Annotated in this window: 11 protein-coding genes and 1 pseudogene; 1 reads left to right on the top strand and 11 read right to left on the bottom strand. The window is 63.7% G+C overall.

The genetic code is table 11. The features are described from left to right. Positions 1 to 11 precede the first annotated feature (11 nt). The 9 genes and pseudogenes from JQ611_RS36545 to rsmI form a co-directional block, all read right to left on the bottom strand. On the bottom strand, positions 12 to 2,261 hold the full coding sequence (locus JQ611_RS36545) for a PAS domain-containing hybrid sensor histidine kinase/response regulator (protein ID WP_212264139.1): 2,250 nt from the start codon (positions 2,259 to 2,261) through the stop codon (positions 12 to 14). Between the two features lie 150 nt (positions 2,262 to 2,411). Beyond that, positions 2,412 to 2,879 carry a hypothetical protein gene (locus tag JQ611_RS36550; protein WP_212264138.1) on the bottom strand — a complete coding sequence of 156 codons (468 nt, stop codon included), beginning with the start codon at positions 2,877 to 2,879 and terminating at the stop codon, positions 2,412 to 2,414. A gap of 1,052 nt (positions 2,880 to 3,931) precedes the next feature. Beyond that, entirely contained in the window at positions 3,932 to 5,470 is a 1,539-nt protein-coding gene (locus JQ611_RS36555) for a YifB family Mg chelatase-like AAA ATPase (protein ID WP_212468179.1), read from the bottom strand. After that, on the bottom strand, positions 5,439 to 6,317 hold the full coding sequence (locus JQ611_RS43180; protein WP_212468180.1) for an alpha/beta fold hydrolase: 879 nt from the start codon (positions 6,315 to 6,317) through the stop codon (positions 5,439 to 5,441). Before JQ611_RS43180 ends, JQ611_RS36555 begins: the two co-directional genes overlap by 32 nt. An 83-nt stretch (positions 6,318 to 6,400) precedes the next feature. Next, positions 6,401 to 6,712: a hypothetical protein gene (locus JQ611_RS36565; protein ID WP_212264135.1), complete on the bottom strand. Its 312-nt coding sequence runs from the start codon at positions 6,710 to 6,712 to the stop codon at positions 6,401 to 6,403. 132 nt (positions 6,713 to 6,844) lie between these two features. Then, positions 6,845 to 7,828, bottom strand: coding sequence for an MBL fold metallo-hydrolase (locus JQ611_RS36570; protein ID WP_212264134.1), 984 nt, complete (start codon positions 7,826 to 7,828; stop codon positions 6,845 to 6,847). Positions 7,829 to 7,981: 153 nt separating this feature from the next. After that, positions 7,982 to 8,929: a glutathione synthase gene (gene gshB, locus JQ611_RS36575; RefSeq protein WP_212264133.1), complete on the bottom strand. Its 948-nt coding sequence runs from the start codon at positions 8,927 to 8,929 to the stop codon at positions 7,982 to 7,984. A gap of 31 nt (positions 8,930 to 8,960) precedes the next feature. Continuing rightward, on the bottom strand, positions 8,961 to 9,386 hold the full coding sequence (locus tag JQ611_RS42185; RefSeq protein ID WP_312012346.1) for a YraN family protein: 426 nt from the start codon (positions 9,384 to 9,386) through the stop codon (positions 8,961 to 8,963). Beyond that, positions 9,361 to 10,319, bottom strand: a pseudogene (rsmI, locus tag JQ611_RS36580) (16S rRNA (cytidine(1402)-2'-O)-methyltransferase). Before rsmI ends, JQ611_RS42185 begins: the two are co-directional and overlap by 26 nt. A gap of 364 nt (positions 10,320 to 10,683) precedes the next feature. Here rsmI and JQ611_RS36585 point away from each other — a divergent pair. Beyond that, on the top strand, positions 10,684 to 11,898 hold the full coding sequence (locus tag JQ611_RS36585; RefSeq protein WP_212468182.1) for a penicillin-binding protein activator: 1,215 nt from the start codon (positions 10,684 to 10,686) through the stop codon (positions 11,896 to 11,898). Positions 11,899 to 11,962: 64 nt separating this feature from the next. On the opposite strand, the gene JQ611_RS36590 is transcribed toward JQ611_RS36585, so the two are convergent. Together JQ611_RS36590 and JQ611_RS36595 are read right to left on the bottom strand one after the other, a co-directional pair. Then, entirely contained in the window at positions 11,963 to 12,802 is an 840-nt protein-coding gene (locus tag JQ611_RS36590; protein WP_212468183.1) for a hypothetical protein, read from the bottom strand. Then, positions 12,799 to 13,911 carry an aminotransferase class I/II-fold pyridoxal phosphate-dependent enzyme gene (locus tag JQ611_RS36595; protein WP_212468184.1) on the bottom strand — a complete coding sequence of 371 codons (1,113 nt, stop codon included), beginning with the start codon at positions 13,909 to 13,911 and terminating at the stop codon, positions 12,799 to 12,801. Before JQ611_RS36595 ends, JQ611_RS36590 begins: the two co-directional genes overlap by 4 nt. Positions 13,912 to 14,220: the final 309 nt, after the last annotated feature.

Here is a 14,220-nt window from a genome sequence, read left to right on the forward strand (position 1 = left end):
TACGATTGATATCACGCCGCGATGTGACGCGAAGCTGCAAGACCCGCGATCGCCTCGGCGAGTTTCTCGCGATCGAGCGGCTTGATCAGGAAACCATCCATCCCGGCTTCAAAACAGGCGTAGCGGTCTTCCACCAGCGTGTTGGCGGTCAGCGCCAGGATCGGCGTCCGGCGTCCGGGCAGGCCGGATTCCAGCGTGCGCATCCGCTTGGTGGTTTCGATGCCGTTGAGCTGCGGCATCTGGATGTCCATCAGCACCAGATCATAGCCCGCGCCGGCTGATTTGGCCGACAGCCAGGATTCCAGCGCCTCTTCGCCATTGGTGGTGATGACCGCCTGGTGCCCCAGCCGGCTCAGCAAGGAGCGCATCAACAGCGCGTTGATCTCATTGTCTTCCGCGACCAGGATCGAAAGCCCCTTGCTCGCCGGCGCCGGCGTCGGAGCAGGCTCATCCAGGCCGGTCATGGCATCGCTGACGACGCTCGGCGCCGAGATCTCGGGCGTGGCCGTCAGGCGCGCCGCGAGCGAGGCGGCGCGGAGCGGCTTGACCAGATAGCCGGTGAAGGGGGATGCCGCGGAAGGCTGCAACTCCTGCCGCGTCGCCGGCGTGAACATCACGATGCGCTGTGTGGCGTGCAGCCGTGCGGCCTCGCCGAACGCCTCGATGGCTTTGGTGCCGAGCGCGTGATCGATCAGGATGGCGTGCCAGAGCCGCTCCGGCAACAGCGCCTGGGCGACGTCGGCGTCGGAAACCATGCAGGTCTGGCCGCCCCAGCGCTGCAGCCGCCGCGCGGTCAACGAGGCCTCGATGCCCTGCGGCGACACCAGCATGACCGACTGGCCGGTCAGGTCGGGTGCGGCAAACGTCTTCGGCGTGCCGGCCTCGGAAGCTGGCAGCGGGATCGTCACCTCGAACGTCGAACCGATACCGGGCTTGCTCTCCAGCGTGATGCGGCCGCCCATCCGCTTGACGATGCGGTCACTGATGCTGAGGCCCAATCCGGTGCCGCCATAGCTGCGCGCGATGCGGTCGTCGGCCTGCTCGAATTCGCGGAAGATGCGCTCCTGCGCCTCGGGCGCGATGCCGATGCCGGTGTCGCGCAACACAAAGCTGACTTCACCCGGACGGATGCCGGGCTCGACAATCAATGCGACGCCGCCGGTCGCGGTGAACTTGATCGCATTGCCGGCGAGATTGAGCAGCACCTGGCGCAGCCGGGCCGCATCGCCGACCACTTCCATCGGCAGGCGCTCGTCGATATAGGCGGCGATCTCGAGCTTGCGGGCCTGCGCGCGCGGCGCCAGCAATTCGGTGATGCCCTCGATCAGCTCCGGCAGGGCGAAGGCGCGATGTTCGAGGTCGATCTTGCCGGCCTCGATCTTGGAATAATCCAGCAGTTCCTCGATCAGCGACAGCAGCGCGTCGCCGGAGGTCTTCACCGCCTTGACGTAGGTGGTCTGTTCCGGCGTCAGCGGCGTATCCAGCAGCAGCCCGCTCATGCCGATGATGCCGTTCAGCGGCGTGCGGATCTCGTGGCTCGCCATGGCGAGGAAGCGCGACTTGGCGCGGCTGGCGGCATCGGCCTGGTCGCGGGCTTCGGCGAGCGCTCGCTCGCTCTCGGTGCGGTTGGTGACGTCGCGGCCGACGCTCTGCATTTCGGATGGCCCGCCGGCATCGTTGCGCACCAGCGCTTCACGCCAGGCGATCCATCGCGCGCCCTCGGGGCCCGCGATCTTCTGGTCATGGATGCGGGTGCCGTTCCATTCCAGCACGCTGTCGCCTTGTTCCAGAACTTCGAGCGTGGCGGTGCTGCCGATCAGGGCCTCGCGCGGCGCTTGCGCCAGTTCGCAATAGGCATCGTTGACGAAGGTGATGCAGCCGTCGGTGTTGCGCAGGATGATCAAATCGCCCTGCGATTCGAACAGGCGGCGGGTGCGCTGCTCGGCTTCCTGTAACTCCCAGTTCCGGTCCGCCATCGCTTCATTGTGCAAGGCGACCTTTTGCATCTTCTTGCGCAGGAAGCGAAACCGGGCGCTCTGGGCTGCCAGCGCGACGCAGGCGATCGCGAACAGGAAACTGATGCCGATCGCAAAGGTATGCGGATTGTAGCCGGATATTTCCGAGCGGCTTGCGGTTATGAAGCCGTAGGCGCCGCCAAAGGTGGCGGAAAAGACGATGAAGGAGCGAAGCGTGAAGCTGACCCAGGGATGCCGGCGGCCAAAGCGGCGGAAGTATAGTTTAATCCGGTAAGTCCGCCCCATCGTCAGTTACCCTGAGATTGTTTGCTCGAATTGAGGCGGCTCGATTCGCCCGGTGCTTCCCGCCAGACGATGCGTCGCCGACCTTGAAAAGTGCTTGAGGCGGGCTGCCTTTCGCGGGTGCGATAAAAACAGGGTTGATGAAGTGTTAACTCACAGCGAGGCGGCCACGACGCGCGGCTGTGCGCCGCGGGCGCTGACGATGAGGGCGGCGGCGTCGCGCGCCGAAAAGCTCTTCGAGCGCACGAAGATGCGGTAATCGGCGGGTCCCTCCGTTGAGAGATAGATGACGGGCTCGGACGGCGACGGCGAGCTGGAAATCGCGACCAGCTGCGGCGGCGAACGGCTTTCGCAGGCGCCGGGCTCGGTGCTGTCGATGTCGTCGATGACGGTAAAGTCCGCCGCTTCCGCGCTGTCGGAGATCTGGACGCGGACGGTGGCGCGGCCGGGATCGCTGGTGAAACTGACGTGACGTTCGGCCTGCCAGGACAGGGCCGCGATCTGGAGCGAAGCGCCCGCGATCTCGATGCAGGGGCGCGGACCGGTCGAGAACTCGCCGCGGGCGAACAGGGCGACGACGGCCAGCGGAACCACCGAGGCCAGAACCTTGAAACGCAACATGACACTACCCACTCAGCACAAGCCCGCGACAGGGGGCTTATGGTTGGCAGAGGGTAAAGAAAACTCGTTACTACGGGGTTTATGGGAGGAGATTTCGCTCGCTCCACGTGTCGTCCCGGCGAACGCCGGGAGCCATGCCGCATGATGCCCATTTTGCAGAAGGTCTCTAACGCCAGCGCTCTCACTGATGGGCTGCGGCGTATGGGTCCCGGCGTTCGCCGGGACGACGTGGATGGGTCATCGCAAACATGCCTTCGCGATCTCGCGGCACGACGTGCCCGAGCTTTGCCAGAAACTTCCCGCCCTCCAAATTGAGAGGGCGCAGGGAATGCCGGATGCGCGCTGCACCCGCGGTCTCGCGTGCGGTTTGCACAAAACAAAATGCACACGAGCATACAGGGCAGCGGAGAACATCCGACATTCCCTGCGCAGTGGCTTTACGGCTTATGCCGTGATCTCCCCGGAGACGAGTTCTTGGTTGACTCCGTCGCCGCCGTTCCCGCTTGCGCTTCTCCGACAGCTTGACGCCTGCAACGGGCGCCAGGACCACACGGTTTTGCCGTACGCTTATCCACGCCGTCGTCTCAGCGTAAACCAGCGTCCACCGCAACCCGCCCAACGTCCGTGACGACGGCCGACGCCCTTCTGACCAGGACGGGATGGCGATAGATGCGCACTGATTTGGGCCGGCCGACAACAGAAAAATTTTTGATTTACAGAAATTTTCTACTTGACACGATTTCTGAAACTCAGAACTGATTTGCCCGTGGTGTCAATTTGTCGCGACAAGATTAGAAAGCGGCCCGCCGGGACGGCTTACGTGGTGCCAGAGTGACGACTTGGCGACTGCGGGTCCGGCACAGTCCTAAGGCAACAACCGCAACTGAATTGTTTCGGCTTTCTGATTTGGAAGCGCAAGCCCGGGACCTCGTAGGATGGGTAGAGCCAACGGGTCGCGCGAATGCGCGCCCGATGACAGGCTCAGCGAAACCCATCGCTGACTTGCGATGGAGTTGATGGGTTTCGCTGCGCTCTACCCATACACGAGACCGTCACGCCGCGCGCCGCGAATCATCGGCCAATGCGCGATACGACAGCGCTTCCGCCAGATGCAGACGGCCGATCTTGTCCGCGCCGTCGAGGTCGGCCAGCGTGCGGGCGACGCGCAGCACGCGGTGATAGCCGCGCGCGGTCAGCTTCATGGTCTCGGCGGCGTCGCGCAGCAGCTTTTGTCCCTGCGCATCCGGCTGCGCGATGGTCTCCAGCAGCGACGCGGGGGCTTCGGCATTGGTGCGGACATGCGGCATGCCGGCGGCGGCGTAGCGCGCGAGCTGGACGTCGCGGGCGGCGGCGACACGGGCGGCGACTTCGGCGGAGCCTTCACTCGGCGGCGGCAGGATCAGGTCGGCCGCGGTCACCGCCGGCACTTCGATGCGCAAATCGATGCGGTCCATCATCGGGCCGGAGATGCGCACCTGATAATCCCCTGTGCAGCGATCGATCCGTCCGCGCTTGCAGGAATAGCCGGGCTCATAGGCATGGCCGCAGCGGCACGGGTTCATCGCCGCGACCAGCATGAAGCGCGCCGGATAGGTGACGCGGTGATTGGCCCTGGACACCGCGACCTCGCCGTTTTCCAGCGGCTGGCGCAGCGAGTCCAGCACGCGCGGATCGAACTCCGGCAATTCGTCGAGGAACAGCACGCCCTGATGCGCCAGCGAGATCTCGCCGGGTTTTGCGCGCATCCCGCCGCCGGTCAGCGCGGCCATGCTGGCGGAATGATGTGGCGCCCGAAATGGCCGCCGCGCGGTCAATGCGCCGTCGCGGATCTCGCCGGCGACGGAGGCGATCATCGAGACTTCCAAAAGTTCCGACGGCGACAGCGGCGGCAGGATCGAGGGCAGCCGCGCCGCCAGCATCGATTTGCCGGCGCCGGGCGAGCCGATCATCAGCAAATGATGTCCGCCGGCCGCCGCGATCTCCAGCGCGCGCTTTGCGCTCTCCTGGCCCTTGATGTCGCGCAAGTCGAGCAGCGTTTCCTCGCGCTCGTGGACTTTCGGCTGCGGCCGCGACAGCAGCTGCGTGCCTTTAAAATGGTTGGCGATCTGGATCAGCGATTTCGCCGCGATGATCTGGATGTCCGGGCTCGCCCAGGCCGCTTCCGTTCCGCAGGCCGCGGGGCAGATCAGGCCCTCGTCGCGTGAATTGGCGCCGATGGCCGCCGGCAGCACGCCCGCGACCGGCGCGATCGATCCGTCGAGCCCGAGTTCGCCGAGCACCGTGAAACCGGCGAGCGCGTCGGGCGGGATCGCGCCGATGGCGGCCATCAGGCCGAGCGCGATCGGCAGATCGTAATGGCTGCCTTCCTTCGGCACGTCGGCGGGGGCGAGGTTGACAGTGATCCGCCGTGCCGGCAGCGCCAGCCCCGAAGCGATCAGCGCCGAACGCACCCGCTCGCGCGCCTCGGAAACCGCCTTGTCGGGCAGGCCGACGATCGCAAACGCCGGCAGCCCGTGCGCGACCTGCACCTGCACGTCGACCGCGCGGGCCTCGATCCCCTCAAAGGCTACGGTAGAAACCCGCTGAACCATGCCGACCCCTTGCCTCTACCGAGGGTAGCGGAACCGGGGGAGGAACACAAGAACAATACGGGAACATCTTGATCTTTTGGCAAATGGCTATGCTGCGGTCCCGCCAATCACGATGACGACCAGCCGGCTTCAGGCGCCATAGGAAGTCGGTCACTGCTTTGACCGCTGCGGCAGGTGCTCGTTGCAGAAGAAAATGCGGCGCATCCAACATTACGCACTCAAGGTCGGGGCGTAGCGACTTCAATCGTTCAGACGTTTGAGGAGTGATCAACCGGTCTTGTATCCCGCCGAGATAGAGTATCGGCACGGGGCACCGTAGGAATGCCTCCGTAGCATCAACGGTAAGCGCTGCCTTCGTTCGACCAGCCAGAACCGCCGGGTCGACCGAATTGAGACAATCAATTGTGCCCTCAATCAATGCGACTGGAGCGCTGTAGCCGAACAAGAACCATCTCATGAGAAGAACCTGACCCGGCAATCGGAAAAGGAGCGGACGCAGGATGTGTCTTGCAAAGCGCGGCATCCAAGCGACGGGCCGCGACGCGAAGCTCGCAACGAGAATGACTGCGATTAGATGCGGATGCCCGATCGCTGCCACGCGTAGCGCAAGGGGTCCGGAGAAACTTTCAGCAAGAATAACGAACGGCTGGCCTTGAGGCAGCAAACGCAAGACGTCGGTTTCGAGCGCCCCATAGTCGTCCTCATGCTTCGGAAAACAGATGATTTGTGGCTTGAGCGTTGGGGGCAGTGCTTTGACAAACCATTCAAAGAGGCGACCCGATCCATCAAGCCCCGGAAGCAGGACCAACGAGAGTGGTGAAGAAACCTGAGATGCTTGCTGCTCCATCGTCGCTTAGGATTACCACAAACAACATGAGCCGTGGTCCGACAAAGGGGGCTTGGAGATTGCCTCCACCGTCTCGACGCCCCTCAATTCAGCTTACTCGCCGCAACCACCGCCATATTCGGCGTCGGCGGCTCCAGCATCTTCAGCGCGGCATCGAGGCCGTTGCGCAAATTGACGGCGGCGTTCTGGCTGCAGCGCAGGCGGCCTGAGGAGATGAATTTCACCTCGGTCGAACCGTCAGTTTTGGGAATGAGAATTCGGGTGGCGAGTTCGATCTCGACCGAGCCGTTCATGGTGCCGTAGGCGCCGACGATGTCGAAATAGACCAGCGGGGCGGCGGCTCCGGTGTCTTCATAGACGAGGTCGCCCGGCTTGGGGTTCGGTTGGTCGGTCACGGGGCTCTCCTAGATAGCGTCAGGGTCAGGATTCGCTGAACCTTGCTTACGCCAGTCTAGGGTCGATCCCTAGTGCCGGGTTCAGCCCGGCGGTATTCGGGGCCAGCACGGCCGGCCCCGAATAATTGCAGCTCAAAGGTTCATCACCATCGCCGACGGATAGTAATGGAAACCTTCGCTGGTCTTGCCGATGTGACCAAAGCCGGGCCAGGCGAAATGATAGGACATGACCGGGGTCTTGTTGGCCGCGATCATGTCGAGCAGTTTCACGCGGGTGTCCGCCGCCTGCTTCGGATCCGAGTCGTAGGAGAATTGCATCCGCGGCTTTTCCAACAGCAGTATCGGGTGGTGGGTGAGGTCGCCGAGGAAGGCAAAGGATTTGCCTTTCGAGCTCACCATGAAGATGGTGTGTCCCACGGTGTGGCCGGGGGCCGCGATCGCGGTCACGCCGGGCAGGAATTCCTGGTTGTCCTTGATGAAGACGATGCGGTCGCGCACCGGCATCAAATTCTTGCGGGCGTGAATCACAAAATCCTTCAGCGGACTGCCGAGCTTGCCTTCATCGGTCCAGAACTCGAAATCGCTCTGGGTGATGTAGACCTGCGCGTTCGGGAATAGCGGCTTGTCGTCGGCGCCGACGAGGCCGCCGATGTGGTCGATATGCGCATGCGAGCACACCACGGCGTCGATATCCCCCGGCTTGATGCCGGCTTCCGCCATGCTCTTCTGCTGGCGGCCGGTGGTCGCCCCGAACGCTTTCGAAGTGCCCATGCCGGTGTCGAACAGGATCAGCTTGTCGCCGGTGTTCACGATCGGCGAGTTCTGCTCGAGCACGACATTTTCGGCGTCGAGGAAGTTGTCGGTCAGCATCTTCTTCACTTCGTCGTCGGACACGCCGACGAAGGTGCCCTTGGGTGGGCCGAGCGGCAGCGGGCCGTCGGAGACCACGGTTACCTCGGCGTCACCGAGAACGAAGCGGTGCCAGTAAGGCGTCTGCGTGCCGAGCTTGGGTGCCTTGGCCAGCGCGCTGCCGCCGAGCATGGTCGAGGCGCCGAGGCCAACACCAAGTCCTGCGCCGAGAGCAAGCAGGGACCGTCGCGATACGTCCATCGTCATGCGTCTTCCTCCAGTGTTTTTGTAGAACTGCGTTGTGGCCGGACAGATTCATCCGCGGCTACAGGCTGCTCCCGCGCCTCGAAATTGGCAAGTAGGATTAGACGCCTGACAGGCGTGCAGGTGTGGTGTGCAGGCGCACAACCGCGAAGAAGATTATTTCGCGGCCCGCTTCGCCTCAATGGTGTCCCAAACCATTGCAGCGACGTCAGGACCGTTGAGCCGGGCGATGGCGCGGATGCCGGTGGGCGAGGTGACGTTGATCTCGGTGAGGTTGCCGTCGATCACGTCGATGCCGACCAGCAGCAGGCCGCGCTCGCGGAGATGCGGTCCCAGCGTGGCGCAGATCTCGCGTTCGCGCGGCGAGAGGTCGGTGGCCTGGGCGGCGCCGCCGCGCACCATGTTGGAGCGCAGATCGTCAGCGGCCGGCACGCGGTTGACCGCGCCAGCGAATTCGCCGTCGACCAGGATGATGCGCTTGTCGCCGTGTTTGACCTCGGGCAGGAAACGCTGGATCACCCAGGGCTCGCGGAAGGTGACGGAAAACATGTCGAACAGCGAGCCGAAGTTCATGTCCTGCGGCATCACGCGAAATACCGCGGCGCCGCCATGGCCGTGCAACGGTTTCATGACGACGGCACCATGCTCGTCGCGGAACGAATTGATCTCATTGATGTCGCGCGAGATCAGCGTCGGCGGCATCAGCTGCGGAAAGTTCAGCACGAACAGTTTTTCCGGCGCGTTGCGCACGCTGGCGGGATCGTTCACGACCAGCGTCTTGGGGTGGATGCGCTCCAGCAGATGCGTCGAAGTGATGTAGGCGAGATCGAACGGCGGATCCTGCCGCAGCAGGATGACGTCGAAGCCATCAAGCGCCGTGCGCTTGGGCTCGCCGAGGGTGAAATGATTGCCGGGCTCGTCGCGTACGGTCAGCACCTGCACCGGCGCCACCAGTTCCTCGCCGCGCAGCGAGAGCTGGTCCGGCGTGTAATAGGAGATCGCGTGGCCGCGCTTCTGCGCTTCCAGCAATAAGGCAAAGGTCGAATCGCCGCGGATGTTGATACGCGCGATGGGGTCCATCTGGACGGCGACATTCAATTTCATGGGGCGGGTCCGGGTCTGTGGAAGGGGTGGTTTAAACGCTGGCGTCGAATGCCGCTAACAGATGGCGTGGCAATCGCCGCGGCGCAATCAGGATGGCGTCGAATCGCAGCTCGAATTCGGCATGCTCGGGATGCGCCATCAGCCAGGCCTGCGCGGCATCGATGATGCGGGCCTGTTGGCGCGGCGTCACCGCATAGGCGGCATCATCGAGGCGGGCTCGCGCCTTGACCTCGATGAAGGCGATCAGATTGCGCTTCTTGGCGACGATATCGATCTCGCCATAGGGGGTTTTGAAACGCTTGGCGAGAATGCGGTAGCCCTTGGCCATCAGGAACGCGGCGGCGCGGGTCTCGGCCGAAAGCCCGGTCTGGAAGGCGGCGACCCGCTCCGGCGCGGCGAGTTTTGTGGACGCGTCGGGCGGCGTGGCGCCGTCAGTCTTCGCCATCGTCCTCTCCATCCCGAATTCTTTCGCGAGCTCGAGCGCGCGGGCATAGACTTCGCGGCGCGGGCGGCCGGACAGTTCGACGGCATGGGCGACCGCATCCTTGACGCTGTCCTGCGCAAGCGAGGAGCGTAGCAGGTCATCGAGATCAGCCTCGGTCATGACAAGTGCATCCGCCCGGGGCGGGCCGACGACCAGCACGAATTCGCCCCGCGTCTCCAGCGTATCGGCGAGCTTCGCCAGTTCGGCGACCGGCGCGCGCGAGATCTCCTCATGCAGTTTTGTCAGTTCGCGGCAGATCGCGGCGTCGCGCTCGCCCATGATGTCGGCGAGGTCGCCCAGCGTGTCGGCGATGCGGTTGCCGGATTCGAACATGACAAGCGTGGCGTCGATCCGGGCAAGTTCTGCCAGCCGCGTGCGGCGCGCCTGTTGCTTGGCGGGTAAAAATCCCTCGAAGAAAAACCGGTCGGTGGGCAATGCTGCGACCGATAGCGCCGTCAGCACCGAGGAGGCGCCGGGTATCGCGATCACGGCATGACCGGCGGCGCAGACCTCGCGCACCAGCTTGAAGCCGGGATCGGAGATCAGGGGCGTGCCGGCGTCCGAGACCAGCGCGATCGAGGCGCCCTGCGCCAGCTTTTCCAGGATCTTTGGCCGCGCCATCGCGGCGTTGTGCTCGTGATACTGCTTGAGTTGCGCCGAGATCACGTAACGCTCGGTCAGGCGGCGGGTGATGCGGGTGTCCTCGCAGGCGATGATGTCGACGCCGGCCAGGGTTTCAAGCGCACGCAACGTGATGTCGCCGAGGTGGCCGATCGGGGTGGCCACCAGATAGAGCCCGGGAACCGGCTTTGGGGCGGTCAGGACATGGCCGCCAATCGAAAATGTCCTGATCACAGAACCCGGTTCGGCTTCAGGCCCGTAGTTGGAGCTGGTTTTTGCGCGCATCATGCCAATCTAAAGCGTTTTCAAGCGAAGTGGATACCGGTTCGCGTGAAGAAAACGCGTCAGTACAAAGACCGGGTGTTCCGGTTCTGATAAGATCAGAACCGGAACACAGTGGTAGTAGCGCCAGCGCCACAGTGCGGTGGCAACGTTGGTGCTAGCATCACGGGAAGGGGGCAGGTATCCGCAACCGGCGTTGCGCCCGCGGGACCCTAATCCTTTTGTTTTGGTTAACTATTCGCCGACAATATGCCTGAATCCGCCCGCCTTTATTCCGGAGGTTGGAGCCTTAGGATTCAGGTCCTGAGGTTCAAGTCCTTGAGGTTCAAGGACTGGCCGATCCAGGTCGGTCAAGAGAAGAGATACGATGGTGGGCCCGCTCATTCGCAAACCTCAGCCGTCAGGGGCAACCCGGCGGACGGCGGTCGGCTTAATTCTCGGTGCGCCGCTGCTCGGCGCCTGCTCAAGCGTGCAGCAGAGTTTTGGCCAGTTTTCCAACCCGTTCTCCTCACCGCAACCCGAGGCCGGGCCCGCGGGCCCGCAGCAGCAGCCGCTCGCGGTCGGCACCGGGCAGGTCAAGGTCGGCCTGATCCTGCCGCTCTCGGCCGCCGGCAATGCCGGCGTCGCCGCGCAGTCGATGAAGAACGCCGCCGAAATGGCGCTGGCCGAGTTCCAGAATCCCAACATCCAGCTTCTGATCAAGGATGACGGCGGCAGCCCGCAAGGCGCCAGCCAGGCAACCCAGCAGGCGCTCGGTGAAGGCGCGGAGATCATCCTCGGCCCGCTGTTTGCGCAGTCGGTTCCCGCGGTCGCTCAGCAGACGCGCACGAAGGGCGTGTCCGTGATTGCATTCTCGACCGACTCCAGCGTGGCCGGCCGCGGCGTCTATCTGCTCAGCTTCCTGCCGGAGTCCGACGTCAACCGCATCGTCGATTACTCGGCCGGCATCGGCAAGAAGTCCTTTGCGGCGCTGCTGCCCGACAACGCCTATGGCAATGTGGTGGAAGGCGCCTTCAAGCAGGCGGCGGCGCGCAAGGGCCGCATCGTCGCGTTCGAAAAATATGGCGCCGATCGTTCGGCCGCCGTGCGCACCGTTTCGCAGTCGCTCGGTCAGGCCGACGCGCTGTTCATGGCCGATGACGGCGATTCGGTGGTGGCCACGGCGGATGCGCTCACCGCGGCAGGCGTGAATTTGCGCAACATCCAGTTGCTCGGCACCGGCCTGTGGGACAATCCGCGGGTGTTCGCGAGCCCGGCGCTGCAGGGCGGTCTCTATGCGGCGCCGGACCCGTCGGGTTTCCGAAGTTTCGCGGGCCGCTACCGTACCAAATATGGCGGCGAGCCGGTGCGCACCGCGACGCTCGCCTATGACGCGGTCGCGCTCGTCGCCGCATTGTCGCGCACGCAAGGTCCGCAACGTTTCGCGCCGGAAACGCTGACCAATCCGTCCGGCTTTGCCGGCATCGACGGGCTGTTCAGGTTCCGCTCCGACGGCAGCAATGAACGCGGGCTTGCGGTCATGAAGGTGGGCCAGGGCGGCGGCACGCCGGTTGCGGGCTCGCCGAAAAGTTTTGGCGCGTAAGTATTAGGTTTTTTTTGACGCGTTTTCTTCACGCGAACCGGTACCCACTTCGCTTGAAAACGCTTTAGCCCATCGCGTTCGCGAATTCCGCCTCGTAACGGCGCCGGTTGCTCCAATAGATGTTGGCGAACAGCGCGGCTTCCTGGCGGTAGGGGATGTGATCCTCGGCATCCTGACCGGCCTGCGCCTCGATCCAGGCCGCATGCTCCGCGATCGCGCCCGAGCGATCACCCCGCAACGCCTTGATCTGGAATTCGAACATGTGGCTCTCGATCTCGAGGTATTGATCGTACCAGCAGGTCGACCACTGACGGTTCTGTAGCGCGAAGCGGCGGATCCAGCGCTCCGTCAGATCCATCTCGTGTTCGGGTTTTGAAAACATCACGTCGCGCCGCGCTTCCTGCAGCGTCTCGATCGCAACGGGCTTGTTCTTGGCCCACAGCGTCTGCATCGAGGGATCGGACAAATAGCGATCGGCATAGATCGGATGCGCAAAGGCCTGCTCGCGCAGATGCGGCAGTTCGAAATAGACGCGGATCTCCGAACAGACGCTGGCCTTCAGTTCATTGTCTTCCATCTTGCGGTGGAAGGCATCAAAACCGATGCCGGGAAAGTAGGGCATGAACGCCGCGTGGAACATCTCGTGCAGGCGATAGAGGTCCTCGATCGCGGGATTGTCGTAAGCGCGATTCATGGTGACGCCCCACCATGAGCAGAAATGCGCACGCTCCAATCTGTCGTCGGTGGAGTCGCAGAACAGCCGCGGCAGGCTTGCGAACTGCTCGACGATGTCGTGGATGAAACCGCGATCGGTGTGCGAGGCGCGGATCGGCGCGCTACGCCACAGACCGTGCACGTGGCGGTGAATCTCTTTTGTATCCGTCAGAATGACCGGGTTTTTCACGATGCGCCTCCAGGAGCGGCGATCGGCCCGGCGGTTCCGATCATTTCGGCCATCGCAGGCGTCAGGCACAGCCGCAAGCCTGCATCGGGATCGCCGGCGGGGCGACGCAGGAAATCCGCCAGCGCAGGGTCGGTGGCGTTGGCTTCTGCTTGGGCCAGCACGGTGACGTCGCAGGGCGAGAGCGTCAGCCCGAGGCGTCGGCCGATTTGAATCGCTGCCTCGCGCTGAACGGTTTTGTAGCGGCGCGGCAGATCGAAGACGTCGTGACGCTCCAGCAAGATCAAGCCGAGCTGCAGCGAAGTGAGATTCTTGAACCATTGATTGCCGAACAGGCTCGGCATCGCGTTCCGGCAGAGCATGCCGCCGATGCGGTCGTAATAGACCCCGAACGGTTTTGACAGGCTGAACGCCAGCGCCTGCACCGCCGGACTGTCGGCGGCAACTTTCGCGGCGGGCGCTTCGGCAATGGAGCCGACATAGGTGACGTCGAGCAGCACGCGGGGCTTTTCGGTGGCGGCGAGCAGGGCCAGGAAATCATTGGCGTGCGGCCAGACATTGCCGTCGATCGCGGAGGGTTGGCTCAGGCAGAACACGGCATTTTTCGGAAGCGCGCGGCCGACGGCTTGCCACTCGGCGCGGCGATGTTCGATCACCGCGATACCGCAGGCTTCGGCATAGGCCTTGTAGCCTTCATACTCGCCGGCGAAGACGTGCACCTCGGGATTGAATTTTTCGACGCGGGCGCGATTGCCGTAGGCGGTGATGACGTGAAACAGCGCTTCGCTGCCGCCGGCGGTCGGATATCGCCAGGGAAAACCGGCCGCATCGATCGCGACCACGGGCGCCGCCCACGCCATCCAGCGATCGATGAAGGCTTCATGCGAGGCGAATTGCTTTCCGGTCCAGGCGTCGCGGAATTGTTCGAGATGATGACGCCGCGCGGCGTCGGGGCCAGCAACCGCGTTGCCGAGAATGAAATTCTTGGCGGCTTCGGTTTCGGGGGTGACCAGCGCATAAACCGTCTTGCTCGCGCCGGCGCTTTTGACGCGGCGGTCGAGCTCGGGATCATGGATCGGCGGGGTGATGGTCCGGTCGTTCACGATCGTCATGCAAATGGCGGTTGGGGCAAAATCCGTGAAGGCAATTTACCACAGCCGGAAGCGCAGCGTCCGAATTCTCAGGCTTTGGCTTATCAAACCTTTACGCGGCGACGGGCCCGGACATCTCAACACGTCGTCCCGGACAAGTGAGCGCAGCGAACGCGATCCGGGACCCATACGCCGCGGCCTCTCGTTGAGACAGCGCCGGCAGACGCCTTTTTCTAACAACAACGGCCGCGGCGTATGGGTCGTAAGTCTCGGTGCCTCGATTAAGATGGGGCGATCGAGGCGGGCGTTGCGGGGTTTATGGGAGGTCGT

Origin of the sequence: Bradyrhizobium sp. AUGA SZCCT0182 (genome assembly GCF_018130185.1) — a bacterium.
GTDB lineage: Bacteria > Pseudomonadota > Alphaproteobacteria > Rhizobiales > Xanthobacteraceae > Bradyrhizobium.